The organism is Delftia sp. Lp-1 (assembly GCF_020523835.1).
GTDB lineage: Bacteria > Pseudomonadota > Gammaproteobacteria > Burkholderiales > Burkholderiaceae_C > Comamonas > Comamonas acidovorans.
The window spans coordinates 458,639-484,156 of the sequence record NZ_JAJALJ010000003.1 but is presented as its reverse complement, the minus strand read 5'-3'; the positions used below and the strand labels follow the sequence as shown (position 1 = coordinate 484,156).

Here is a 25,518-nt window from a genome sequence, read left to right as displayed (position 1 = left end):
CTGTGTTCAGGCCGGGGAATCGCGCGGCGGGCTCGGGCTGTCGGGCAGCTCCAGGCCGATGCGCGTGAAGCCGCCTTCGGACTCGGCAAAGCAGCGCCCGCCGTGCATGCGCGCGATGGCGGCCACGATGGCCAGGCCCAGGCCATGGTTGCGGTCGGCCTGGCTGCGCGCGGCGTCGGCGCGGTAGAAGCGGTCGAACAGGCGCGGCAGGTCGGCGGGGGCTATGGTCGGGCCCCGGTTGAGCACCGCCAGCGCCACATCACCGGCGCCGCCGTGGTGGGCACAGGGCCGTGCGCCTATCTGCACGGTGATGGTGGAGCCGCGCTGTGCATAGCGTGTGGCATTGCCCAGCAGGTTGGACAGCGCCCGGCGCAGCAGCCGCGCATCGACCTCGGCGGCCGCGTCGCCCTGGACGACGACCTGCAGGTCGGCCTCCTGCAGCGCGGCCTCGTGGAAGTCGATGACCTCATGGGCCAGCGCGGCCAGGCTGGCCCAGGGCGCCAGGCGCGCGCCCTGGCCCCGGTCGGCCTGGGAGAGAAACAGCATGTCGGCCACGATGCCGGCCATGCGCCGCAGGTCTTCGAGGTTGGAGGCCAGCACCTCGCGCAGCTCGGCCTCGCTGCGCGGCTTGCGCAGGGCCAGCTCGCAGCTGCTGATCAGCGTGGTCAGCGGCGTGTTCAGCTCATGGGCCACGTCGGCATTGAAGGCCTCCATCTGCCGGTAGGCCACGGCCAGCCGTTCCAGCAAGGCGTTGAATTGCGCGATCAGCGGGCGCAGTTCCTGCGGCTGGCCGCTGTCGTCCAGGCGCCGCTGCAGGTCCTGGGCCGACAGCTGGCGCGTCTGCTCGGTCAGTTCGCGCAGCGGCGCCAGGCCCAGGCGCACCAGCCAGATGCCGGTCAACGACACCAGCAGTGCGCCGCCCACGGCGGCCAGGGCCAGCGTCCAGGCCAGCAGGGACAGCTGCCGGTCATCGTCGGCGCGGTCCAGGGTGAGCTGGGCCTGTGCATGCTGGCCGCTGTCGGCCAGCACCACCTCGAAGCTGCGCTGCAGCGTGCGGCCCGGCGTCTTGGGAATGCGCAGGCGCTCGTAGATCACGCGGCCCTGCAGGTCGGTGATGCGCAGCGACATCTCGTCCAGGCCCGTGAGAAAGTCGTCCAGCATGTGGGCCAGACCGGCCTCGTTGTGGGCGCTGCGGCTTTCCGTCATCAGGTGCAGCACGGCCTGCTGCTTGAGGTCCAGCGTCTCGTGCTGGTGCTGCTCCAGCGTCATCGATGCCACCCCGTAGACGGCCGCGCACACCAGGCCCAGGCCCAGCATGGTCTGCAGCGCCAGCCAGCGCGACAGGCGCCGGCCCAGGTGGGGAATGTCGGCGGGGGCCTTGGCGTTCACGGTGCGCGCGACTCCAGCACATAGCCCATGCCGCGCACCGTGTGCAGCAGCGGCTGCTCGAAGGGCTGGTCCAGCTTCAGGCGCAGGCGGCGCACGGCGACCTCGACCACGTTGGTCTCGCTGTCGAAGTTCATGTCCCAGACCTGGGAGGCCAGCTCGGTGCGCGACAGCACCTCGCCCTGGCGGCGCAGCAGCAGGCTCAGCAGGTTGAATTCCTTGGCCGTGAGGTCCAGGCGCTGGCCGGCGCGCGTGGCGCGTCGGCGGATCAGGTCCAGCTCCAGGTCGGCCATGCGCAGCATGGTGGCCTCGGCCGCCGGATGCGCCGTGCCGACACTGCGGCGCAGCAGCACATGCATGCGCGCCACCAGTTCGGAGAAGGCAAAGGGCTTGACCAGGTAGTCGTCGGCGCCGCCCTGCAGGCCGCGCACGCGGTCCTCCACCTGGCCGCGCGCCGTCAGCATCAGCACCGGCGTCTGGCGCGACTGGCGCAGCGCCGCCAGCACGGCCAGGCCGTCAATGCCGGGCAGCATGCCGTCGAGCACGATGAGGTCGTAGGCCAGCTCGGTGGCCAGGTGCAGGCCGTCGATGCCGTCGTGCACGACATCGACCACGAACCCCTCCTCGGTCAGGCCCTTGCGGAGGTAGTCGGCCAGCTTGATTTCGTCTTCGATGACCAGGACTTTCATGCCGAGCATTGTCGGGGAAGGGCATGGTTTGCCAAGATGACAAATTTGTCATGTGCCCGACAGCCACAGGTCGCCGCACGGCCCTAGACTCGCCGGCTTGGGGGAGTCGTGGTTGTGGGCAAACGCCATGCACGACAATCCCCACCTGCCCCATGCCCTCCTCCATGACCCGGCCCCGTCTCGCTGCCCTCGCCGTCCTCGTGATCGCGCTGCTGTTCCAGTGGAGCTGGATGGCGGCCGCTGCACTGTGCCGGCACGACGGGCATGAGACCCGGCACTTCGGCCACCATGTCCACGGCGTGAGCCTGCATGGCATGGGCGCCGAGCGCCATGCCAACGCAGATCCGGGCGCTGGCGCCGAACCGGGGCAACCGGCAAAGAAGGCGGACCAGGGCCAGCCGTCGTCGCTCAGCGCCGATTGCTCCATGTGCCATGCCTGGGTGGCCGTCGCCACCCACTACGCCAAGGCCGCGCCGGTGGCGCCTCCCCCCATGCCATTCGCCGAGCCGCTGCGCCGCCATGCCTCGGCCGTGCTGCTGCGCCCCGATCGGCCCCGCTGGCAGGGCTGACGCCCCCTGCAGCCGCCGGCCGGGCATGGCCCTGTTTCTGCCCCGGACCGGCATTCCCCTGAAATCCCCTCGCGCTCAGCGGCCATGGGCCGTGCGCGCCCGCCGCAGCGGCCTGACCGGCTGATGAACGATCAGGCCTGACCTGCGCGCGGGCAAGGAGTCCGTGTATGTCTTTCCCTTCGTCCTTTCCGTCGAGGACGGCTTCCCACGCCCCATGGAGCGCCTGGCCCGGGCCGCGCGCCCTGCTGGTGATGGCCGTGCTGACCGCTTGCGCCGCCGTGCAGGCGGGCGAGCCTGCCGATGCGGCTGCGCCATCTGCAGCCCCTGTTTCCGAGTCCACACCGGCCGGCCCGCCGCTGGATCTGCAGCAGGCCCTGGCCCTGGCGCTGGACGGCAACCCCGGCCTGCGTGCGGCCCGCCGTGCGCTGGAGGCCAGCGATGGCGCCGTGCTGCAAAGCCGTGCCCGGCCCAACCCCGAGCTGGCCTGGTCGCAGGAGGACACGCGCCGCAGCACCCGCACACTGACCGTGCAGCTGAACCAGACCCTGGAAGTGGGCGGCAAGCGCGAGGCCCGCATGCGCGTGGCCGAGCGCGGGCGCGACCTGGCGCAGGCCGAGCTGGCGGGGGCCGAGGCTGCGCTGCGCGCCGACGTGGGCACGGCCTTCTTCGGCGTGCTGGCTGCGCAGCAGCGCGTGGTCCTGGCCGGGCAGACGCTGGAGATCGCCAGCAGTGCGCGCGAGGCCGCAGCCCGGCGCGTGGCGGCCGGCAAGGTGGCGCCGCTGGAGGAAACCCGGGCCCGCGTGGCCGAATCCGGCGCCCGCCTGGAGCAGGCCCAGGCCCGCTCGGGCCTGCGCGTGGCGCGCGGCCAGCTGCAGGCGCTATGGGGCGAGCGAGTGCGCCCATTCGGCCAGGCCGAGGGCGCGGTGGACGCCCTGCCCCAGCTGCCTGAGCTGGCAGCCCTGCAGCAACGCATCGAACAGGCTCCCGCCGTGCTGCGTGCGCGCCAGGCGCTGGAGCAAAGCCGCGCCACGGCCGACCTGGAGCGTGCGCGGCGCCTGCCCGATCCCACCGTCAGCCTGGGCGTCAAGCGCGCCACCGAGGTCGGGCGCAACCAGCTCGTGGTCGGCGTCTCCGTGCCCCTGCCCGTGCTCGACAGCAACCGGGGCAACCAGCTGCAGGCCCTGCGCCTGGCCGACCAGGCCGAGGAGCAGTTGCTGGCCACGCGCGTTCAGCTGCAGGCCCAGCTGTTCGAGGCGCGCGAGCTGCTGCAGGCCAGCCGCGAGCAGGCGCGCCAGCTGGCCGAGGAGGTGCTGCCCACGGCACGCACGGCCTACGAGCTGGCCTCGCGCGGGTTTGCGCTGGGCAAGTTCGGCTACCTCGACGTGCTGGACGCACAACGCACCTGGTCCGAGGCGCGCAGCCAGTACCTGGACCAGTTGCTGGCCACCCACCGCGCCGCCGCCGACATCGACCGCCTGCTGGGCACCGAATCCGGCCTCTGATTCCGATAGCAACCTGATTGCATCCAGACCATGAACACCAAGCCCTCCTCCTCCCCCCTCGGACCGCGCCGCACCCTCGTGGCCATTGCCGTCATCCTGGCCCTGGGCGCGCTGGCCGCCACGCTGATCCTGCGCAGCGGCACGCCGGGCGCAGCCAAAGCCGACAGCCATGGCCACGGCCACAGCGAGGCCGCAGGCCACGCCGATGGCGAGCACCACGGCGCAGCAGCCGGAGATGGCCACAAACACGATGAAGGCCATGCCGACGATGAACACCATGAAGATTCCAAGGCGGAAAAAGCCGAGGCCAAGCCCTCCGCCAAACCCGCAGCCGCCGCCGAAGCCGGCCATGGCGACGAAGAAGGCCTGATCGCCATGGACGCCCAGCGCATGCAGGCAGCCGGCGTGCGCCTGGCCGAGGCCGGCCCGGCCACCGTGCGCTCCGTGCTGCAGCTGCCCGGGGAGATCCGCTTCAACGAAGACCGCACGGCCCACGTCGTGCCGCGCGTGGCCGGCATTGCCGAGAGCGTTCCCGCCAACCTGGGCCAGAACGTGAAGAAGGGCCAGCTGCTGGCCGTGCTCAGCAGCGCCGCCGTGTCCGAGCAGCGCAGCGAACTGCTGGCCGCCAGCAAGCGCCTGGAGCTGGCCCGCACCACCTACGCACGTGAAAAGCAGCTGTGGGAGGAGAAGGTCTCGGCCGAGCAGGACTACCTGCAGGCGCGCCAGGCGCTGCGCGAGGCCGAGATCGCCGTCTCCAACGCCCAGCAGAAGCTGGCCGCCACGGGCGCCGGTGCCGGCGGTGGTGCGGGCGGGCTCAACCGCTTCGAGCTGCGTGCGCCGTTTGACGGCGTGATCGTGGAAAAGCACCTGTCCGTGGGCGAGGCCGTGCAGGACAGCACCCAGGTCTTCACCATCTCCGACCTGCGCAGCGTCTGGGCCGAGATGCGCGTGGCCGCGCCCGACCTGCCCGCCGTGCGTGTGGGCGAGAAGGCCACGGTGCGCGCCACGGCCTTCGACTCCTCGGCCACGGGCGAAGTGGCCTATGTGGGCGCCCTGATCGGCCAGGACACGCGCACGGCCCCCGCGCGCATCACCCTGCCCAACCCCGACGGCGTGTGGCGCCCGGGCCTGTTCGTGAACGTGGAGCTGACGGCATCGTCCCGGCAGGCGCCTCTGGCCGTGGCCACGCAGGCACTGCAGAAGATGGAGCAGCAGACCGTGGTCTTCGTGCCCGTGCAGGGGGGCTTTCGCGCCCAGCCCGTGCGCGTGGGCCGCGCCGACGGCAAGATCACCGAGGTGCTGGAAGGCCTGAAACCCGGCCAATCCTACGTGGCCGAGGGCAGCTTCATGCTCAAGGCCGAGCTGGGCAAGGCCACGGCCGAGCACTCCCATTGATGCGGGCATGAACGGAGAACTCCATGTTTGAACGCATCATCCGATTCGCCATAGAGCAGCGCTGGCTGGTCCTGCTGGCCGTGCTGGCCATGGCGGGGCTGGGCATCTACAACTACCAGCGCCTGCCCATCGACGCCGTGCCCGACATCACCAATGTCCAGGTGCAGATCAACACCCAGGCCAGCGGCTACTCGCCGCTGGAGACCGAGCAGCGCATCACCTATCCCATAGAGACGGTGATGGCTGGCCTGCCGTATCTGGAGCAGACGCGCTCGCTGTCGCGCTACGGCCTGTCCCAGGTCACCGTGGTGTTCAAGGACGGCACGGACATCTACTTTGCACGGCAACTGGTGGGCGAGCGCATACAGCAGGCGCGCGACAGCCTGCCTGCGGGCATCACGCCCACGCTGGGCCCCATCTCCACGGGCCTGGGCGAGATCTACCTGTGGACCGTGGAGGCCGAGGACGATGCGAAAAAGCCCGACGGCACGCCCTACACGCCCATGGACCTGCGCGAGATCCAGGACTGGGTCATCAAGCCGCAGCTGCGCAACGTGCCCGGCGTCACCGAGATCAACTCCATCGGCGGCTACGCCAAGGAGTACCTGGTGGCGCCCGCGCCCGAGAAGCTGGCGGCCTACGGCTTCACGCTGGCCGACATCGTCACCGCCCTGCAGCGCAACAACAGCAACGTGGGTGCGGGCTATATCGAGCGCCAGGGCGAGCAGTACCTGATCCGCGCGCCGGGCCAGGTCGGCGGCATCGCCGACATCCGCGAGGTCATCGTGGGCTCGGCCCAGGGCCAGCCCATCCGCATCCGCGACCTGGCCGAGGTAGGGCTGGGCCAGGAGCTGCGCACGGGCGCGGCCACCGACAACGGCCGCGAGGTGGTGCTGGGCACGGTGTTCATGCTGATCGGCGAGAACAGCCGCACCGTCTCGCGCGCCGTGGACCAGCGCATGGCCGAGATCAACCGGGGCCTGCCCCCGGGCGTCAAGGCCATCACCGTCTACGACCGCACGAACCTGGTGGACAAGGCCATCGCCACGGTCAAGAAGAACCTGGTGGAGGGCGCGGCCCTGGTGGTGGTCATCCTCTTCCTGTTCCTGGGCAACCTGCGCGCGGCGCTGATCACGGCGCTGATCATCCCGCTGTCCATGCTGTTCACCTTCACGGGCATGGTGCACTACAAGGTCAGCGCCAACCTCATGAGCCTGGGGGCGCTGGACTTCGGCATCATCATCGACGGCGCCGTGGTCATCGTGGAGAACTGCGTGCGCCGCCTGGCGCATGCGCAGGAGGCGCGAGGACGGTCGCTGACGCGCAGCGAACGCTTCCATGAAGTCTTCGCCGCCGCGAAGGAAGCGCGCCGCCCGCTGCTGTTCGGCCAGCTCATCATCATGGTGGTCTACCTGCCCATCTTCGCGCTCACGGGCGTGGAGGGGAAGATGTTCCATCCCATGGCGCTCACGGTGGTCATCGCGCTGGCCGGCGCCATGCTGCTGTCCATCACCTTCATCCCGGCGGCGATTGCGCTGTTCATGGGCGACAAGGTGGCCGAGAAGGAAAACCGCCTCATGGGCTGGGCGCGCCGCGCCTATGCGCCCGTGCTGGCGCGCGTCATGGCCGCGCCCGCCGTGGTGCTCACGGCCGCCGCCGTGGCCGTGGCGCTGAGCCTGCTGCTGGCCACGCGCCTGGGCAGCGAGTTCGCCCCTAACCTCAACGAGGGCGACTTCGCCATCCAGGCGCTGCGCATCCCGGGAACCAGCCTCACGCAGTCGCTGCAAATGCAGATGCAGATCGAGACGGCGCTCAAGAAGGAGTTCCCCGAGATCGACCGCGTGTTCGCGCGCACCGGCACGGCCGAGATCGCCTCCGACCCCATGCCGCCCAACATCTCGGACGGCTACATCATGCTGAAAGCCCGCAGCGAGTGGCCTGACCCGGCGCGTCCGCGCGAGGACCTGCTGGCCGCCGTGCAGGCGCTGGTGGACAGCATCCCCGGCAACAACTACGAGTTCTCCCAGCCGATCCAGTTGCGCTTCAACGAGCTGATCTCGGGCGTGCGCAGCGACGTGGCCGTGAAGATCTTCGGCGACGACATGGCCGTGCTGGAGAAAAGCGCGCAGACCGTGGCCGGCATGCTGCAGCAGATTGCGGGCGCCTCCGAGGTCAAGGTCGAGCAGACCACGGGCCTGCCCATGCTCACCGTGCAGATCGACCGCGAAAAGGCCTCGCGCTATGGCCTGAACATGGGCGATGTGCAGGACGCCATCAGCACCGCGATGGGCGGCACCGAGGCCGGCACGGTATTCCAGGGCGACCGGCGCTTCGACATCCAGGTGCGCCTGCCGGACGCCGTGCGCAACGACCTGCAGGTCCTGAGCCGCCTGCCCATCGCCCTGCCGCGCGGGGCGGACGGGCGCATCGGCTTCGTGCCGCTGTCGGCCGTGGCCACGTTCGAGACCGCGCCCGGCCCCAACCAGGTCAGCCGCGAAGACGGCAAGCGCCGCATCGTGGTCAGCGCCAATGTGCGCGGGCGCGACATGGGCTCCTTCGTGGGCGAGGCACAGCAAAAGCTGCAAGGCCTGTCGCTGCCGCCCGGCTACTGGACGCGCTGGGGCGGCACCTTCGAGAACCTGGAGTCGGCCACGCGCCGCCTGCAGATCGTCGTGCCCGTGGCCCTGCTCATGGTCTTCGTGCTGCTGTTCGCCATGTTCGGCAATGTGCGCGACGGGCTGGTGGTCTTCACGGGCATTCCGTTCGCGCTCACGGGCGGCATCCTGGCGCTGTGGCTGCGCGACATACCGCTGTCCATCTCGGCGGCGGTGGGCTTCATCGCGCTGTCGGGCGTGGCCGTGCTCAACGGCCTGGTCATGATCTCCTGGATCAGAACCTTGCGCGAACAGGGCGCCAGCGTGCCCGACGCCGTGACCGAGGGCGCGCTCACCCGGCTGCGCCCCGTGCTGATGACGGCCCTTGTCGCCTCGCTGGGCTTCGTGCCCATGGCCATTGCCACGGGCACGGGCGCCGAGGTGCAGCGGCCGCTGGCCACGGTGGTGATCGGCGGCATCCTGTCGTCCACGCTGCTGACCTTGCTGGTGCTGCCGCTGCTGTACCGGCTGGTGCATCGCAACGATCCGTCGGAGGGGATGCAAGGGCAGGAGGGACAGCCCGACAGCGAGGGCAAGGGCGCCGTGGCCGCCTGACGGCCAAGCCGCTCCACGAAGGCCACGGAATGCCCGTGGCCTTTTTTTTTGGGATGCTTTTGGCGTATGTCGGTTGTATGACAGCAATGTCACCATCCTGTGGGGCTGGTGTGGGCACGTGATTTCTACATTGGAGTCCTCTCCTCGGCGTTCCGCATCGCGGGGCGTGGGGAGAACGAATTACCAACGTGCCTGAAAGGAATCACATCATGTCGCAACGCCGCTTCACCCCCGCCACCCTCATTGCCGGCCTGGCCGCATCGGCAGCGCTGCTGCTGCCCGGCATGGCATCGGCGGCCGGATACATCCACCCGGCCAACAACGAGGCGGGCGCCGTCGTCCACCCCGAGCATTTCAAGAGCAGCAAGACACGCGCCCAGGTGACGGCCGAGGCCGAGGCGGCCGTGCGCCAGGGCGGCACTTCGCGCTTCAATGCCAGCGTCTATCCGGCTCCCGCACCGCAGACCGGCGCGGGCAAGACACGCCAGGAAGTGATCAATGAACTGATCAACGAAACGCCCGCCCAGCGCGATGCACGCCAGCGTGCCATGGGTGGCTGATGCGCAGGCGGGGCCGGTACCCCGCAGGTGCCGGATCAATGCAAACCCGACGCGCCGCCTGGCTACGAGCCTGCGGCGCGTTCCGCTTCCTCGGCATCATGGGCGCGCGCAATGGCCAGGATCACGTCGCGCGCCAGCCGGCGCTTGGGCACGGGAAGGCGCAGGTAGATCTTGAACAGCTCGTTGTCCTCGTAGCCCAGGCCTGCGGACCAGGCGCTCTTGGGCTCGCGCACCTCGCGAACCTGCTGCGGCGAGCGCAGGAACTCCTCCAGCGGCACCTGCAGCCAGTCGGCCAGCGCAGCGAGTTTCTTGGCGTTGGGCATGGTCTTGCCGACCAGCCAGAGGCGCACGCCGTGCTGGGACATGGGCTTGCCCCAGAAACGGGAATTGAACTCGTGCTCCAGCACGGCAGGCCTGGCTTCATAGCCCTGGGCCTGCATTGAATCACGTAATTTTTGAGAAAACCGCTGCTTTGCATCCTGCATGCGCGAACGCTATGGGATTGGTCTGATTGAGATGTGAGTATTGATAAAAATCACATCTCTTTTTGATTGATAGTTAATATCAACCATCGATCTGGAAATCACATGCACGGGGGAGCAAATGCGTTGGCAACGAGTGTGGCTGCTGCCCTCGAGCCTTGTACTGGTGCTGGGCGGTTGCGGCGGTGACGACGGTGATGTCCTCGCGGTCCAGGCCGCATCCTGGGGCGGTGCATCGGGGGTTTCGATAGGCCAGGTGCTCCAGGAGAGGAACGCATGCGCGCGCAGTGCATGGCGCAGCGTGGGCGATGGAAGCGGCGGGCGCATCGTCGAGTACACCTGCGAGAGATCAGGCACGCATGGATACCTGCAGCTGCGTCTGCGCCAGGATGCCGAGCAGCTGCAGCAAGCGGCCGATGGCGAGCAGGCGCGGTTCGAGGCCCGGCTGCGCGGCGGCTGGCGCGAATTGCTGATGCTGGAGCGCCAGCGCCAGGAGATGCTGGGTCGCCATCGGCTTGAGGCGCAGAAGGACACGGAACGCATGCGCGTGCACCTGGAAGACCTGCGCATGCTGGAGGAAATGACAGACTGCCGCAGCTTCCGTCCGCAAGGGCTGGGCGCCGAAGCAGCTCCGCAGCGGCTGGTGCTGGCCGCCGACGCTTGCGTGCGCTCCGGGCGCCCCGCCGAGCCGGTCTACGCACGTGAACGCAAGCAGACGCTGGAGCGCATGCGTGCAGCCCTGCCGCGCTACGACGAGGCCCGGCTGGGGCGCGAGGCGGCTCTGCGGGCGCTGGAGCGCACGCTAGAGCAGCAGGAGGCGGCGCTGCGCAGACTGGAGGAGGACCGGCCCGAGACAGGGGAGCGCATCCGCAGATCCCTGGCCGAGCGGCTGGAGGCGATGCGCCTGCGGCTGAACCAGGTCGGCCGTGTGCGCGAACTCACGCGCTGGGGCGTGGCCGGTGCGCGCGTGGTCTACCTGGACACCGCCTTGGCGATGGAATGCGGCATGCGCACCCTGTCCCATGCCGTACCACTGGAGGCCATGATCGAAGACCTCGCGGCAGACCTGGCCGTGCCCCGGCAGGAAGCTGCGCTGGCCCGCGCGCTCGATGGGCTGTGGCTGCGCTGCCTGCAGCAGCCGTGACCAGCGGGTTGCATGGTGGTCGTTGCACAGTGCTCGTTGCACGTCGCCGGTTGCACGGCGCCCGTTGCACGTCGCCGGTTGCACCACGCCTCAGAATCTCGGCAGGTCCGGGTGTGAGATCTGGCCGCCGCGCACCAGCATCTTTCCGTACTCGGCGCAGCGGTTGAGCGTGGGAATCACCTTGCCGGGGTTGAGCAGGGCCTGCGGGTCGAAGGCGGCCTTGAGCGCGAACATCTGGTCGTTCTCGGCCGTGGTGAACTGGGTGCACATGGAGTTGAGCTTTTCCACGCCCACGCCATGCTCGCCCGTGACCGTGCCGCCCATGGCCACGCTGGTTTCCAGGATGTCGGCGCCGAACAGCTCGCAGCGGTGCAGCTCGTCGGGGTCGTTGGCATCGAACAGGATCAGCGGGTGCAGGTTGCCGTCGCCCGCGTGGAAGACGTTGGCGCAGCGCAGGCCGTATTTCTTTTCCATCTCCTGGATGGCCAGCAGGATGTCGGCCAGACGCTTGCGCGGGATGGTGGAGTCCATGCACATGTAGTCGGGGCTGATGCGCCCGCTGGCGGGAAAGGCGTTCTTGCGCCCGCTCCAGAAGCGCAGGCGTTCGGCCTCGCTTTCGCTCACCGTGATGGCCGTGGCGCCCGCGCTGCGCAGCACTTCGATCATGTGGGCGATCTCTTCCTCGACTTCCTCGGGCGTGCCGTCGCTCTCGCACAGCAAGATGGCCTCGGCCGTGAGGTCGTAGCCGGCCTTGACGAAGTCCTCGACGGCGGCCGTCATGGGCTTGTCCATCATCTCCAGCCCGGCCGGGATGATGCCGGCCGCGATCACGGCGGCCACGGCGTCGCCGGCCTTGCGCACGTCGTCGAAGCTGGCCATGATGCAGCGCGCCAGCTGGGGCTTGGGGATCAGGCGCACGGTGACTTCGGTGGTAACGGCCAGCATGCCTTCGCTGCCGACCAGGATGGCCAGCAGGTCGAAGCCCGGCGTGTCCAGCGCCGTGGAGCCGAACTCCACCGGCTCGCCCTCCACGGTGAAGCCGCGCACCTTGAGCACGTTGTGCACGGTCAGCCCGTACTTGAGGCAGTGCACGCCGCCCGAGTTCTCGGCCACGTTGCCGCCGATGGTGCAGGCGATCTGGCTGCTGGGATCGGGCGCGTAGTACAGGCCGAAGGGCGCGGCGGCCTCGCTGATGGCCAGGTTGCGCACGCCGCACTGCACCACGGCCGTGCGGCTGGCCGCATCGACCTGCAGGATCTTGTTGAACTTGGCCAGCGACAGCGTCACGCCCATGGGATGGGGCAAGGCACCGCCCGACAGCCCGGTGCCCGCGCCACGCGCGATCACGGGCACCTGGATGGCGTGGCAGGCTCGGAGCACGGCCTGGACCTGGGCCTCGGTCTCGGGCAGGCAGACCACCAGCGGGCGCTGGCGGTAGGCGGTGAGACCGTCGCATTCATAGGGCGTGGTGTCCTCGGCATTCCACAGCAGGGCGTGGGCGGGCACATGGCGGGCCAGCGCGGCCACGACCTCGGCCTGGCGCCGTGCGCGCTCTGAGGTTGCAGGCTGTCGATGGGCGGCATCGGCGGCGGCCGACGCCACGGCGCCGGGAGCGGGGCTGGCTGGGGAGCTGGCGGAAGTCATGGAGCCTGACTTTAGGCGATGCCGCCGTCTTTGTGCAGCGGGGCTGCGCTGATGTTTATTGCAACGGTGCGTGAAATCCGTGAAATCCGTGAAATCAGTTATGGGCGCCTCAGCAGGCCATCGCCCTCTTCAACCATTCAGCAAAGGCCGCGCATTCCCAGCGGTCCATGGTGCCGGTGCGCCAGCAAAGGTAGTGGGCATGGGGGCTGGCCGTGTCCACGTCGAACAGGCGCACCAGGGTGCCGTTGTCCAGCCAGGGCGCGCCCAGCTTGTGGCGCACCAGGGCGATGCCCATGCCGGCCGAGGCCGCGTCGCACATCAGGCCGATGTCGTTGAACTGCGAGCCCTCGTGCGGCTCGGGCCAGTCCAAGCCGGTGGCGCCGAACCAGGTGCGCCAGGGCTCCAGCGGGCTGCGCAGCAGGGGCATGCCTTCCAGGTCCTGGGGCTGCTCGAAGGGGCCGTGCTCGCGGATGAAGGCCGGCGAGGCCAGCGGCGTGACCACGTCGCGCGCCAGCTCGATGTGCTCCACATCGGCATAGTGGCCGGGGCCGAAGCGCACCATCAGGTCGGCATCCTCGGCCACCACGTCCAGCAGCGGGATGGAGACCTGCAGGGCGATGTCGATCTCGGGATAGGTTTCCGTGAACTGGCGCAGGCGCGGGATCAGGATCACGCGCGCAAAGGTGGGCGTGACGGCGAGCTTGAGCCTGCGGCGGCCCGGTGCCGTCACCTCGCCCGGAAAGCGCTGCAGCGCGCCCAGGCCCTCGCGCACGTGGGACAGGTAGGCGCTGCCTTCGGTGGTGAGCGAAAAGTCCGAGCGGCCGAACAGCCGCGTGCCCAGGATCTGCTCGAGCTGGCGCACGCGGTGGCTGACGGCGCTGGGCGTGACGCACAGCTCCTCGGCCGTCTGCGTCACGCTGCGCAGCCGCGCCAGCGCCTCGAAAGTGAGCAGGCACTGTATGGGCGGGATGCGGCGGGCGCCGCTGCCGGGCGGGGCAAAGCCGCTGCCGGCGGCAAGGGTCACGTTCGCCATGGGCGGCCGGGAGCCGGGTTCAGCGGAAGACCACGGTCTTGTGGCCGTTGAGGATGACGCGGTGCTCGCTGTGCCACTTGACGGCGCGGGCCAGCACCTGGCTCTCGGTGTCGCGGCCGCGGGCCGTGAGGTCCTCCACGGTGTCGGTGTGGTCGGCGCGGGCCACGTCCTGCTCGATGATCGGGCCTTCGTCCAGGTCGGCCGTCACATAGTGGGCCGTGGCGCCGATCAGCTTCACGCCGCGGTCATGGGCCTGGTAGTAGGGCTTGGCGCCCTTGAAGCTGGGCAGGAAGCTGTGGTGGATATTGATCGCGCGGCCCGCCAGCTTGGTGCACAGGTCGTTGGACAGCACCTGCATGTAGCGCGCCAGCACCACGAGTTCGGCACCCTCGGCCTCGATGATCTCGAACTGCTTTGCCTCGGCCTGGGCCTTGGTGGCAGCCGTGACGGGGATGTGGTGGAAGGGGATGTTGTAGCTGGCCGCCAGCTGGTAGAACTCGCGGTGGTTGCTGATGATGGCGCGGATGTCCACCGGCAGCAGGCCGCTCTTCCAGCGAAACAGCAGGTCGTTGAGGCAGTGGCCTTCCTTGCTGACCATGAGCACGGTCTTCATGGCTTCTGCCTTGGTGTGCAGGCGCCACTTCATCTGGTACTGGCCGCCCAGGTCGGCCAGGGCCGCCCTCAGAGCCGCGGGATCGCAGCCGTTGCAGGCAAATTGCACGCGCATGAAGAACAGTCCGGTGGCCGGGTCGTTATACTGCGCGGCCTCTTCGATGTTGCCGCCTTGCTCGAGCAGAAAGCCCGAGACGGCATGTACCAGACCGAGCCGGTCGGGGCACGAAAGGGTAAGAATATAGGCTTGGGTCATAGCGGCGCAATTGTCGCAGCATGGACACGACCCTGCGCAAGTCACACGTTCTGGGAACGTTCTGAGGAACCACATGCAAGATCAGGGAGAGCAGCCCCGAATACCGCTCTGGGGCGCAATGACCCTGTACGTGTGCGCAGGTCTGCTGTGGCTCTGGGGCGTGGAATGGCTGCTGGCGCACCTGCAGATTCCGCCCGAGGCGGCGGCGCAGCGGCGCATGCTGTCCTCGGTGACCCTGGTGCTGGTCACGGCCGTGGGCGGCGGCTGGCTGCTGTGGCGCATGCGCCGTGGAGAGCGCACTGCCCATGCCGCGATGGCCGCCGGGCGGGAGGCCGACGAACGCCAGCGCCTGGCCGCCGCCGTGGTGGACAACACCATGGAGGGCGTGGTCGTCACCGACGCGCGCAGCCGCATCCTCTCGGTCAACAGCGCCTTCACGCGGCTGCTGGGCTATACCGAGCAGGAGATGCTGGGCAAGACCCCGCGCATGTTCAAGTCCGGCCGCCATGACAATGCCTTCTACGAGGCCATGTGGGACAGCATGCAGGCCACAGGCCACTGGCAGGGCGAGATCTGGAACCGCCGCAAGAACGGCGAGGTCTTCCCCGAGCGCATGTCGCTCAGCGCCGTCAAGGACGCACAGGGCAAGGTCACGCACTACGTGTGCATGTTCACCGACATCTCGGCCGAGAAGGCGCGCGAGGCCCAGCTCGAATTCCTGGCCCACCGCGACATGCTCACCGGCCTGCCCAACAGCGTGCGCTTCACAGCGCTGCTGGAAGACGCCGTGGCCGAGGCGGCCGCCGAGCAGGGCACGCTGGCCGTGATGCTGCTGAACATCGATCGCTTCAAGGACGTCAACGACAGCTACGGCCACGCCATTGGCGACCAGGTGCTGCGCCACATCGCCGCCCGTGTGCACGACTCCCTGGGACCCCAGGACCTCATAGGTCGCATGGCCGGTGACGAACTGGCCGTGCTGTGCAAGGGCATGAGCGAGCGCGGCGACGCCATCGCCCGCGCACGGCAACTGATCGCTGCGGCCGGACAGCCCTGGAGTTCGCCGGACGGCCTGTCCGTCATGGCCGGCGTCAGCGTGGGCATCTGCATGTATCCCTCCCACGCCGGCAATGCCCAGGACCTGCTGCAGGGCGCGCATGCCGCCGTCTACGGCGCCAAGTCGCGCAGCGGCCGTGCCTGGTGCTTCTTCGAGGAAGACATGACCTCGGCCGCGCGCGAGCGGCTGGCCATGGAGGCACGGCTGCGGCAGGCCATAGACCTGGGCCACCTGCGCCTGTACTTCCAGCCCCAGATCGACCTGGCCACGGGCCGCCTGGTGGGCGCCGAGGCCCTGGTGCGCTGGCTGGACCCGGACGAGGGCCTCATCTCCCCGGCACGCTTCATTCCCGTGGCCGAAAGCTCGGGCGTCATCGGCGCGCTGGGCCTGTGGGTGCTGCGCGAGGCCTGCGCCCAGGGCCGGCGCTGGCGCGATCTGGGCCTGCCCGAGATGACCATCGCGGTCAATGTCTCGCTGCACCAGTTCCTGCTGACCGACATCGCCGGCGCCACCGCCGACGCGCTGGCCGCCACGGGCTTCGCTCCGCACTGCCTGGAGCTGGAAATCACCGAAAGCGCCCTGGCCGAGCGCCCCGAGGAGGCCCTGGCCGTCATGCGCCGCCTGCGCGCCCAGGGCCTGCGGCTGGCCATCGACGACTTCGGCACCGGCTACTCCTCGCTCGCCCACCTCAAGCGCTTTCCGCTGGACCTGCTCAAGATCGACCAAGGCTTCATCCGCGATATCCCGCACAGCGCGGACGACATGGCCATCAGCGGGTCGGTGATCGCGCTGGGGCATGCCATGGGGCTCAAGGTTCTGGCCGAGGGCGTGGAGACGGCCGAGCAACTGGCATTCCTGCGCGGCAAGGGGTGCGACTTCTTCCAGGGCTATCTGTGCAGCAAGCCCTTGCCCGCACAGGCGTTTGGGGAGTGGGTGTCGGACAACCAGGGCATGTGGGCCGTGCAGGGCTGATCGCCCGATGCACGGCGGGCCGAGGCCCGGCCCCTGCTCTACCACTCAGGCCAGGGGACCCGAGCGAATCGACGGCAAATCAGGCCAACGCCTCCGCCGGCCCAAAGAATTCATAACGGACCTGCCCGTCCGGCACCCCCAACACCCGCAACGACTCCTTCACCGACCGCATGAACGGCCGGGGTCCCAGGAAATACACATCGGCATCCACTGAAGGCAGCCACTGACCCAACTGCCGGGCGGTCAGCAGTCCCTGTGCATCGACCTCATCGCCCTCCTCCACCCGGTCATAGCAGTAGTACCGGCTGAGCTGCGGATGCACTGCGGCCAGCGCATCCACACGTTCACGGAAGGCATGAACACCGCGCTCACGCGCGCAGTGGATGAAGACCACGGGACGCTTGCTGGGCAAGGCCGCATCCAGCATGGGCAGGGTCGGCGTGATGCCCACGCCGCCGCTGATCAGCACCAGCGGACGCTCGCCGGGCTGCAGCGTGAAGTGGCCTGCGGGCGGGAACAGTTGCAGCGTGTCGCCGACCTGGACCCGGTCGTGCAGGAAGTTGGAGACCTTGCCACCGGCCTCGCGCTTGACGCTGATGCGCAGGCTGCGGCCATCGGCGGGCGCGGACAGCGAGTAGTTGCGCCGCTGCTCCTGCCCGTCCACCACCAGGCGCAGGCCGATGTACTGGCCGGGCTGGTGGGCGATGACGGGGCCGCCATCGGCCGGCACCAGGTAGAACGAGGTGATCTCGGCGCTTTCCGCCACCTTGTCCTCGACCACGAAGGCGCGCTCGCCGCGCCAGCCGCCCTCGGCCGCCGCCGTGCGGTCATAGGCCTGGCGTTCGGCGCCGATCAGGATATCGGCCAGCTGCTGGTAGGCGGCGCCCCAGGCATCGATGACCTCGTCGGTGGCGATCTCGGCGCCCAGCACTTCGCGGATGGCGCGCAGCAGGCAGGTGCCGACGATGGGGTAGTGCTCGGGCTGCACCTGCAGCGCAACGTGCTTGTTGATGATCTGCGCGGGCAGATCGCCCAGGGCTTCGAGCCGGTCGATGTGCTTGGCGTACATGAGCACGCTATAGGCCAGGGCACGCGGCTGGGCACCGCTTTGCTGGTGGGCCATGTTGAACAGGGCGCGCACCTCGGGGTACTCGCCCAGCATGGTCTGGTAGAAGTGGGTGATCAGCGCCTCGCCGCCGGTTTCAAGCAGCGGGACGGTGGATTGGACGATGGCACGTTGGCGGTCGGTCAGCACGGGAAACTCCTTGGGTACGGGGACGGACATGCCCGGTGCGATGCCGGGCATGCCTTGACAAAGGCAAGTGCCGTGCCAGGACTGCAGCCCTTGCAGAACAAGGGTTTGGCGTTTCATGCGTCAATATGACTTTCGTCAAAACGAGTCTTTTTGACAGCGACCGCAGTCTTTATGACCACATCCACCGCCCTGCATGCCCTGACCCCTCTGGTGGCCGACCTGGCCCAGGACCTGCCCGAGCGCGAGCGCTTTCGCCGCCTGCTGGCAGCGCTGCGCGCCGTGCTGCCGGCCGATGCCGCCGCCCTGCTGCGGCTGGAGGGCGAGTGGCTGCGGCCCGTGGCCATCGATGGCCTGGTGCCCGATGCGCTGGGCCGGCGCTTTCGCATTGCCGAGCACCCGCGCTTTGCCCAGCTGCTGGCGGCTGGCCAGGCCATGCGCTTTGCGCCCGACAGCCCGCTGCCCGACCCCTATGACGGCCTGGTGGCCCAGGGCCACGGGCCGCTGGAGGTGCACGACTGCATGGGCTGCGTGCTGCAGACGGGCGGCCTGCCCTGGGGCCTTCTCACGCTGGACGCGCTGGACCCGGGGCGCTTTGCCGACCCGGCCGCGCTGGCGGCGCTGCAGGCCTTCAGCAACCTGGCGGCGGCCACCGTGACCACGGCCGAGCGGCTGCGCAGGTTGGCGCGCAGTGCGCGCGCCCTGCCCGCGCCCGGCGCCGCCCCGGGGGGCGAGTCATCGCGTCCGCTGATCGGCCAGAGCCCGGCCATGCGCGCGCTGCAAAAGGACATCGCCCTGGTCGCGGCCAGCGACCTCAATGTGCTGATCACGGGCGAGACCGGCACGGGCAAGGAACTGGTGGCCCAGGCCGTGCATGCGCAGTCGGCGCGTGCAGGCCGGGCGCTGGTCAGCATCAATTGCGCGGCCCTGCCCGACAACCTGGTCGAAAGCGAGCTGTTCGGCCATGTGCGCGGCGCCTTCACGGGTGCACTGTCCGAGCGCAGCGGCAAGTTCGAGCAGGCCGACCAGGGCACGCTGTTCCTGGACGAAGTGGGCGAGCTGTCCCTGCCCGTGCAGGCCAAGCTGCTGCGCGTGCTGCAAAGCGGCCAGCTGCAGCGCCTGGGCTCGGACCGCGAACACCATGTGGACGTGCGCGTGATCGCCGCCACCAACCGCGACCTGGCCGCCGAGGTGGCGGCAGGCCGCATGCGCGCCGATTTCTTCCACCGCCTGAGCGTCTACCCGCTGCGCGTGCCCGCGCTGCGCGAGCGCGACAGCGACGTGCTGATGCTGGCCGGCTTCTTCCTCGAGGAAAACCGCTCGCGCCTGGGACTGGGCGGACTGCGCCTGCATCCCGCCGCGCAATCGGCCTTGCTCGCCCAGGACTGGCCCGGCAATGTCCGGGAGCTGGAGCACCTCATCAGCCGCGGCGTGCTGCGGGCGCTGAGCCGCGCGCCCTCCACCGCCCCAGCCAGTGGCCGGGCTCGCATGGTCACGCTGGGCCAGGCCGATCTCTGGGATGACGCGCAGCCCCCGGCGACGGCCACCCCGTCCCTGCCCGTCCCACAGGCCGCATCGCCCGGCGCCAACCCCCAAGGCCTGCGCGAAGCCGTGGAGAGCTACGAGCGCCACCTGATCGACGCCAGCCTGCAGCGCCACCACGGCAGCTGGGCCGCCGCCGCACGCGAGCTGCAGATGGACCGCGCCAACCTGCAGCGGCTGGCGCGGCGGCTGGGACTGGTCAGGCAGGACGCCTGAGCGACTTCAGCCACCCATACCCGCTCACCAGCAGCACCCCGGCCAGCACCATCAGTGCCCCGGCCAGGAAGTTGGGCTCGATGGGCTCGCTGAGCAGCCAGGCCCCGAAGACCACGCCGAAGATGGGCGTCATGAAAGAGAACACACCCAGGCGCGAGGCAAGGTATTGCGTGAGCAGCCAGAACCAGACCAGGAAGCTCACGAAGCAGACCAGCACGGACTGGAAGGCCAGGCCGGCCCAGGCCAGCGGCGTGGGCTCGAAGCGGGTCTGGCCCAGCAGGAAGGCGGCGGGCAGCAGCAGCGCAAAGCCGGTGGCCAGTTGGTAGAGCAGGGTCTGCGCGGCGGGCAGCGATGCCAGCCGCATGGTGCGGATGGCCACCGTGGTGGCGCCCCAGGCCACGCCGGCAGCCAGTGCCAGCAGGTCGCCCAGCAGCATGGCGGCGCCGGCTGCCTTCGAAGGCTTGCCGCCGCCCAGGAAGGCCAGCGCTATGCCGGCAAAGGCCAGTGCGATGCCCAGCCATTGCAGCGGCACCAGGCGCTCCGATGGCAGCTTCCAGTGCAGGCCCAGCGCCGCGAACACGGGGGCGGAATACAGAAAGACCACCACATGGGCGGCCGAGGTGTGGTTGATGCTCTCGCCCACCAGCAGGAATTCCAGCGCAAACAGCGTGCCCACGGCCAGGCCCGGGCGCCAGCTGCCGTCGCCCCACTGCACGCGCATGCCGCGCCAGCGCATGAACAGCCACACCAGCACAGCGCCCACGCCCGAGCGCAGCGCGATCTGCAGCGTGGGCGCAATGGCATCGGCCGTGGCCTTGAGCAGGATCTGCTGCAGGCTCCAGATCAGGCACAGCATGAGCATCAGCGCGGCGGCGCGCGCGTCCAGCGGTTTGCGTGAGTCCACGGCATATCCCTTTCAACGACCGTAAAAAAGCCGGCCCGCAGGCCGGCTTTGCATCAGGCGGGGGCTGGCCCGGCCAGCGGGCCGGCCATCACTTGATGCCCAGCAGTTCCACCTCGAAGTTCAGCGTGGCGTTGGGCGGGATCACGCTGCCCGCGCCACGGCTGCCGTAGGCGATGGAGGGAGGGCAGGTCAGCTTGGCCTTGCCGCCGACCTTCATCTTCTGCACGCCTTCGGTCCAGCAGGGAATCACGCCGGTCAGAGGGAATTCGATGGGCTGGCCGCGCGTGATGGAGCTGTCGAAGTCCTTGCCCGTGTCGGGGAAGTAGCCGCGGTAGTGCACGCGCACCGTGTCGCTGGCCTTGGGGCTGGCGCCCGTGCCTTCCTTGAGGCTTTCATAGACCAGGCCGCTGGCCGTAGTGACGGGCTGGGCCGCATGGGCTGCCACGCCGGTCAGTGCGGCGAGCATCAGGCCGCAGGAGGCGGCAAGGGTGGTGAGGGTCTTGTTCATCAGGGTTCTTTCAATGCAATGTTTGCAGCGGGTTCACGCCTTGGCGGGGACACCGATATCGTCCAGCGCCTTGGCGATGTGGCCGACGGTGCGGTCCACGTTGTGCCATTTTTCCAGGCCGAACAGGCCGATGCGGAAGGTCTTGAAGTCCGGGCCTTCGTCGCACTGCAGGGGCACGCCCGAGGCAGTCTGCAGGCCGGCTTCCATGAACTTCTTGCCGCTCTGGATGCCAGGGTCGGTGGTGTAGCTGACGACGACGCCGGGGGCCTTCCAGCCTTCGGCCGCCACGCTGGGAAAGCCGCGCGACTCCAGCAGGGCGCGCACCTTGGCGCCCAGGGCGATCTGCTCGTCGCGCACCTTGGCGAAGCCGTAGGCACGCGTCTCCAGCATCACGTCGCGCAGGCGGACCAGGGCGTCGGTGGGCATGGTGGTGTGGTAGGCGTGCTGGCCTTTTTCGTAGCCCTCGGCGATCTGCATCCACTTCTTGAGGTCACAGGAGAAGCTGGAGCTTTGCGTGTGCTCGATGGCTTCGCGCGCACGCTGCGAGAGCATGACCATGGCGCAGCACGGCGAGCTGCTCCAGCCCTTTTGCGGCGCGCTGATCAGCACGTCCACGCCGGTCTTTTCCATGTCCACCCACATGGCGCCCGAGGCCACGCAGTCCAGCACGAAGAGCGCGCCCACCTCGTGCGCGGCATCGGCGACGGCGCGCAGGTAGCTGTCGCTCAGCAGGATGCCGCTGGCCGTCTCCACATGGGGGGCGAACACGACCTTGGGTTTTTCAGTGCGGATGGCGGCGGCCACGTCCTCGGCCGCGCAGGGCGCCCAGGGGTCCTGGCTGCCCGGTCCCTGGCGGCGCGCCTTGCAGACCACGGCTCCACCGCCCAGGCCACCTTCCTCGAAGATCTGGGTCCAGCGGTAGCTGAACCAGCCGTTGCGCACGATGAGCACCTTTTCGCGGTTGGCGAACTGGCGCGCCACGGCCTCCATGCCGAAGGTGCCGCTGCCCGGCACCAGCACGGCCGTGTGGGCGTGGTAAACCTCCTGCAGCGTGGTGAGGATGTCCTGCATCACGCCCGCGAAGCGCTTGGACATGTGGTTGAGCGCGCGGTCGGTGTAGACCACCGAGAATTCGAGCAGGCCGTCGGGATCGATATCGGGCAGAAGTCCGGGCATGGGGAGTCTCCAGAGGCAGCGGGGCCTGCACTGCAGGCCCGCCATCATGTTCGTCGGAAAGGCGGCCAGCTTAGCATGCCGTCCGTGGCGTTTTCAGGGCCTACCAGGTGTCCACGAAGCCGGCTTGGGCAGGCGCAACGCGCGCCCCTGCCAGGCCGCGCGACAGCCAGGCGCGCGTGTCGGCGGGGTCGATGACGGCGTCGATCTCCAGCGTGCCGGCCATGTGCATGGCCTCGCCGTGGGCGTACTGCTGGGCCAGCAGCCGGTCGAACAGGGCGTTGCGTTCGGCGCCCTCGGGCAGGGCCTCCAGTTCCTTGCGAAAGCCCAGGCGCACGGCGCCTTCCAGACCCATGGCACCGAACTCGCCCGTGGGCCAGGCCACGTTGAACACCGGCGCATGGAAGCTGCCGGCCGTCATGCCCATGGCCCCCAGGCCGTAGCCCTTGCGCAGCACCACGCTGAAATACGGCACGCGCAGCTTGGCCGCCGTGACGAACAGGCGGCTGACATGGCGCACCTGGGCCGTCTTCTCGATCTCGGGGCCGACCATGAAGCCGGGCGTGTCCACCAGGCTCACGATGGGCAGGCCATGGGCATTGCACAGCTGCATGAAGCGCGCGGCCTTGTCGGCCGCATCGGCGTCGATCGCGCCGCCCAGGTGGGAGGGGTTGTTGGCCATGAGCCCCACGGGCCGGCCTTCGATTCGCGCCAGCGCCGTGTGGATGCCTGCGCCAAAGCCCGTGCGCAGCATCAGCAGGCTGCCTTCGTCCACCAGATGCGCCATGGCCGCACGGGTGTCATAGGCACGCAGCCGGTTCTCGGGCACCACATGGCGCAGGGCGCGCGTGTCGGGCGCGGTCCACTCCGTGGTGCGGCCTTGGAAGAAGGACAGGTAGTGGCGCGCGGCGGCCACGGCTTCGGCCTCGTCCTCGACCAGCACGTCGATCACGCCATTGGCATGCTGCACGCTGCTGGGACCGATCTGCTCGGGCCGGAAGACGCCCAGCCCGCCGCCCTCGATCATGGCCGGCCCGCCCATGCCGATGCAGCTGGCGCGCGTGGCGATGATCACGTCGCTGCAGCCCAGCAGGGCCGCGTTGCCCGCAAAGCAGCGGCCATGGGTGATGCCGATCACGGGCACCTGGCCCGACAGGGCCGCATAGGCCGCAAAGGTGTGCACATGCAGGCCGGCGACCACGGGCGTGTCGGTGTCACCGGGCCGCCCGCCGCCGCCTTCGGCGAACAGCACCACGGGCAGCTTCTGGGCCAGCGCGATGCCCAGCATGCGATCGGTCTTGGCATGGTTGCGCGCGCCCTGGGTGCCGGCCAGCACGGTGGCGTCATAGGCCATGACGACGGCGCGCGAGCGCTCCTGGCCGAACTGCGCGCCGTTGATGGAGCCCATGCCCGTGACCATGCCGTCGGCCGGCGTGTTGGCGATCAGGTCGTCCATGCTGCGCCGGCGCGTCTGCGCGGCAATGGCCAGCGCACCGTATTCGATGAAGCTGCCTGCGTCGCAGAGGTCGGCGATGTTCTCGCGCGCGCTGCGGCTCCCCTGGGCATGGCGTTTGGCCATGGCCTCGGGCCGGGCAGCATCGCGCGTGAAGGCATGGCGGTCGATGACGCGCTGCAGGTCGGCGCGGATGTGGTCCGGGTCCTGTGCGGACTGCTGCGCGCGTGCATCGGCCTGCACGCCTTCGGCGGCGGCCAGCACCAGCAGGGGCTGGTCCTGGGCCACATAGGCACCGGCCTCGGCCAGCAGTTGGGTGATGGTGCCGGCCTGCGGCGCCAGCAGCACATGCTCCATCTTCATGGCTTCGAGCACGCCCAGCTCGGCGCCTGCGACCACGGCATCGCCCACGGCCACGCTCCACTGCACGATGCGCGCGGGCATGGGGGCCGTGAGGGCGCCTTCGGGGACGGGCGCGCCAGCAGCCTCGGCCGCCATCGGCACATCGGCGGCCGCATCCGTGCGGCGCGCGCCTTCGGCCAGCGCCTGGGCGTCCGCCACCAATTCTGGAAGGGCCTCTTCAAGCCAGCGTGTGTGCACGGCCTGCGACGCCATCTCGGGCCGCCGGGCCAGCGCCTGCAGCAGCGGCAGATTGGTGGCCAGCCCGTCGATGCGGCATTCGTCCAGCGCGCGACGTGCGCGGCGAAGCACGTCTTCAAAGCGCGGCCCGCTGCTGTGCACGATGAGCTTGGCCAGCAGCGTGTCGTAGTGCGGCGAGGGGCTGGCGCCCGCCACCGCATGCGTGTCGATGCGGATGCCGGGGCCGGCCGGCCACTGCAGTGCGCCTATGCGTCCGCTGCCGGGGCGCGACTGGCCTGCGGCATCCAGCGTCTCGGCATTGATGCGCCACTGCATGGCATAGCCGCGCGGCGCGGGCGGTGCCTTGGGGTCCAGGCCCAGCTCGCCCAGGTGATCGCCCGCCGCCACGCGGATCTGGGCCTGCACCAGGTCGATGCCGAAGACTTCCTCGGTGATGGTGTGCTCGACCTGCAGGCGCGGGTTGGCCTCGATGAAGACATAGGGCAGGGAGTCGGAGGCGGCATCGACCAGGAATTCGAAGGTGCCCAGGCTCTCGTAGCCGATCTCGGCGGCCATGCGCAGCGCGTCGCGCCTGATGCGCTCGCGCAGCGGCTGCGCCAGGCTGGGGCTGGGCGCGATCTCGACGAGCTTCTGGAAGCGCCGCTGCAGCGTGCATTCGCGCTCCCCCAGCGCGATGGGGCCTGCACCGCCGTCGCCCAGGATCTGCACCTCGATATGGCGTGCGCCCGTCATCAGCCGCTCCACATAGACGCCGTCCACGCCGAAGGCGGCGCGCGCCTCGCTGCGGCAGCGCTCATAGGCGGCAGGCAGGTCCTCGGCGCGCGCCACGGCGCGCATGCCGCGCCCGCCGCCGCCGCCGATGGCCTTGACCATGATGCCGCTGGCACCCCCGGCCTGCTGCGCCTCGAAGAAGGCCTGGGCCTGTTCCAGCGTGACAGCCTCGCTGCTGCCCGGCATCAGCGGCACGCCGCAGCGGCGCGCCAGATCGCGTGCGCGGGCCTTGTCGCCCAGCAGCGCCAGGTGCTCCGGCGCGGGGCCGATGAAGCGCAGGCCCGCATCGGCACAGGCCTGGGCAAAGCCGGCGTTCTCGCTGAGAAAGCCATAGCCTGGATGGATGCCGTCGCAGCCGTGCTCGCGCGCAATGCGCAGCAGGTGGGCGCCGTCCAGGTAGGCCGAGGGGCCGCTGGCGCCCAGGGGCACGGCTGCATCGGCAGCGGATACATGGGGCGCCTGCGCATCGTCTGCAGCAAAGACGGCCAGGCTCGGCACACCCAGCTCGCGCAGCGCGCGCACGATGCGCAGCGCGATCTCGCCGCGGTTGGCAATCAGGATCTTCTGGAACATGGGACTTCGGTCTTTC

Annotated in this window: 19 protein-coding genes; 8 read left to right on the top strand and 11 right to left on the bottom strand. The window is 69.5% G+C overall.

Going from position 1 to position 25,518, the window contains the following annotated elements; translation table 11 throughout:
- Nucleotides 1–6 precede the first annotated feature (6 nt).
- Nucleotides 7–1,389: a heavy metal sensor histidine kinase gene (locus LGR64_RS23220; RefSeq protein WP_034390011.1), complete on the bottom strand. Its 1,383-nt coding sequence runs from the start codon at nucleotides 1,387–1,389 to the stop codon at nucleotides 7–9.
- Nucleotides 1,386–2,075, bottom strand: a complete 690-nt coding sequence (locus LGR64_RS23215; protein ID WP_179217941.1) for a heavy metal response regulator transcription factor — start codon at nucleotides 2,073–2,075, stop codon at nucleotides 1,386–1,388. The genes LGR64_RS23220 and LGR64_RS23215 overlap by 4 nt, the downstream gene beginning before the upstream one ends.
- A gap of 164 nt (nucleotides 2,076–2,239) precedes the next feature.
- Here LGR64_RS23215 and LGR64_RS23210 point away from each other — a divergent pair, with 164 nt between their 5' ends.
- From LGR64_RS23210 to LGR64_RS23190, 5 genes are all read left to right on the top strand, one after another.
- Nucleotides 2,240–2,644 (top strand): hypothetical protein, encoded by a 405-nt coding sequence (locus tag LGR64_RS23210; protein ID WP_230357079.1) that lies wholly within the window; start codon nucleotides 2,240–2,242, stop codon nucleotides 2,642–2,644.
- Nucleotides 2,645–2,811: 167 nt separating this feature from the next.
- The gene (locus tag LGR64_RS23205) at nucleotides 2,812–4,146 is read left to right on the top strand and encodes a TolC family protein (RefSeq protein WP_230357078.1); all 1,335 of its coding nucleotides are present in this window, start codon (nucleotides 2,812–2,814) and stop codon (nucleotides 4,144–4,146) included.
- A gap of 30 nt (nucleotides 4,147–4,176) precedes the next feature.
- The gene (locus LGR64_RS23200) at nucleotides 4,177–5,541 is read left to right on the top strand and encodes an efflux RND transporter periplasmic adaptor subunit (protein ID WP_141830643.1); all 1,365 of its coding nucleotides are present in this window, start codon (nucleotides 4,177–4,179) and stop codon (nucleotides 5,539–5,541) included.
- Nucleotides 5,542–5,564: 23 nt separating this feature from the next.
- Nucleotides 5,565–8,750, top strand: coding sequence for a CusA/CzcA family heavy metal efflux RND transporter (locus tag LGR64_RS23195; RefSeq protein WP_141830645.1), 3,186 nt, complete (start codon nucleotides 5,565–5,567; stop codon nucleotides 8,748–8,750).
- 209 nt (nucleotides 8,751–8,959) lie between these two features.
- The gene (locus tag LGR64_RS23190) at nucleotides 8,960–9,310 is read left to right on the top strand and encodes a DUF4148 domain-containing protein (RefSeq protein WP_034390000.1); all 351 of its coding nucleotides are present in this window, start codon (nucleotides 8,960–8,962) and stop codon (nucleotides 9,308–9,310) included.
- A gap of 62 nt (nucleotides 9,311–9,372) precedes the next feature.
- On the opposite strand, the gene LGR64_RS23185 is transcribed toward LGR64_RS23190, so the two are convergent.
- The gene (locus LGR64_RS23185) at nucleotides 9,373–9,795 is read right to left on the bottom strand and encodes an XRE family transcriptional regulator (RefSeq protein WP_230357075.1); all 423 of its coding nucleotides are present in this window, start codon (nucleotides 9,793–9,795) and stop codon (nucleotides 9,373–9,375) included.
- A 118-nt stretch (nucleotides 9,796–9,913) separates the two neighbouring features.
- On the opposite strand from LGR64_RS23185, the gene LGR64_RS23180 reads away from it, so the two are divergent.
- Nucleotides 9,914–10,936, top strand: a complete 1,023-nt coding sequence (locus LGR64_RS23180) for a hypothetical protein (RefSeq protein WP_230357073.1) — start codon at nucleotides 9,914–9,916, stop codon at nucleotides 10,934–10,936.
- 90 nt (nucleotides 10,937–11,026) lie between these two features.
- Here LGR64_RS23180 and LGR64_RS23175 read toward each other — a convergent pair whose 3' ends face one another.
- The 3 genes from LGR64_RS23175 to purU form a co-directional block, all read right to left on the bottom strand.
- On the bottom strand, nucleotides 11,027–12,580 hold the full coding sequence (locus LGR64_RS23175; protein WP_230357071.1) for an FAD-linked oxidase C-terminal domain-containing protein: 1,554 nt from the start codon (nucleotides 12,578–12,580) through the stop codon (nucleotides 11,027–11,029).
- Between the two features lie 109 nt (nucleotides 12,581–12,689).
- Nucleotides 12,690–13,613, bottom strand: a complete 924-nt coding sequence (locus LGR64_RS23170; protein WP_012203013.1) for a LysR substrate-binding domain-containing protein — start codon at nucleotides 13,611–13,613, stop codon at nucleotides 12,690–12,692.
- Between the two features lie 19 nt (nucleotides 13,614–13,632).
- Nucleotides 13,633–14,481 (bottom strand): formyltetrahydrofolate deformylase, encoded by an 849-nt coding sequence (purU, locus tag LGR64_RS23165; RefSeq protein WP_013804418.1) that lies wholly within the window; start codon nucleotides 14,479–14,481, stop codon nucleotides 13,633–13,635.
- A gap of 73 nt (nucleotides 14,482–14,554) precedes the next feature.
- Between purU and LGR64_RS23160 the strand changes: the two genes are divergently transcribed.
- Nucleotides 14,555–16,510, top strand: coding sequence for a putative bifunctional diguanylate cyclase/phosphodiesterase (locus LGR64_RS23160; RefSeq protein ID WP_185750895.1), 1,956 nt, complete (start codon nucleotides 14,555–14,557; stop codon nucleotides 16,508–16,510).
- A gap of 79 nt (nucleotides 16,511–16,589) precedes the next feature.
- Here LGR64_RS23160 and hmpA read toward each other — a convergent pair whose 3' ends face one another.
- A complete protein-coding gene (gene hmpA / locus LGR64_RS23155) occupies nucleotides 16,590–17,816 on the bottom strand; it encodes an NO-inducible flavohemoprotein (RefSeq protein ID WP_141830651.1) in 1,227 nt (408 codons plus the stop codon).
- Nucleotides 17,817–17,936: 120 nt separating this feature from the next.
- Between hmpA and norR the strand changes: the two genes are divergently transcribed.
- The gene (gene norR / locus LGR64_RS23150; RefSeq protein WP_034389993.1) at nucleotides 17,937–19,520 is read left to right on the top strand and encodes a nitric oxide reductase transcriptional regulator NorR; all 1,584 of its coding nucleotides are present in this window, start codon (nucleotides 17,937–17,939) and stop codon (nucleotides 19,518–19,520) included.
- Here norR and LGR64_RS23145 read toward each other — a convergent pair.
- From LGR64_RS23145 to LGR64_RS23130, 4 genes are all read right to left on the bottom strand, one after another.
- Complete coding sequence (locus LGR64_RS23145; RefSeq protein ID WP_230357069.1) at nucleotides 19,504–20,424, bottom strand: DMT family transporter; 921 nt, start codon at nucleotides 20,422–20,424, stop codon at nucleotides 19,504–19,506. The two genes, norR and LGR64_RS23145, sit on opposite strands and share 17 nt — an antisense overlap.
- Before the next feature lie 88 nt (nucleotides 20,425–20,512).
- Nucleotides 20,513–20,932 (bottom strand): FKBP-type peptidyl-prolyl cis-trans isomerase, encoded by a 420-nt coding sequence (locus LGR64_RS23140; protein WP_047219586.1) that lies wholly within the window; start codon nucleotides 20,930–20,932, stop codon nucleotides 20,513–20,515.
- A gap of 33 nt (nucleotides 20,933–20,965) precedes the next feature.
- Nucleotides 20,966–22,108, bottom strand: a complete 1,143-nt coding sequence (locus LGR64_RS23135; RefSeq protein WP_141830656.1) for a pyridoxal-phosphate-dependent aminotransferase family protein — start codon at nucleotides 22,106–22,108, stop codon at nucleotides 20,966–20,968.
- Between the two features lie 100 nt (nucleotides 22,109–22,208).
- On the bottom strand, nucleotides 22,209–25,502 hold the full coding sequence (locus tag LGR64_RS23130; protein WP_141830658.1) for a carboxyl transferase domain-containing protein: 3,294 nt from the start codon (nucleotides 25,500–25,502) through the stop codon (nucleotides 22,209–22,211).
- Nucleotides 25,503–25,518 lie beyond the last annotated feature (16 nt).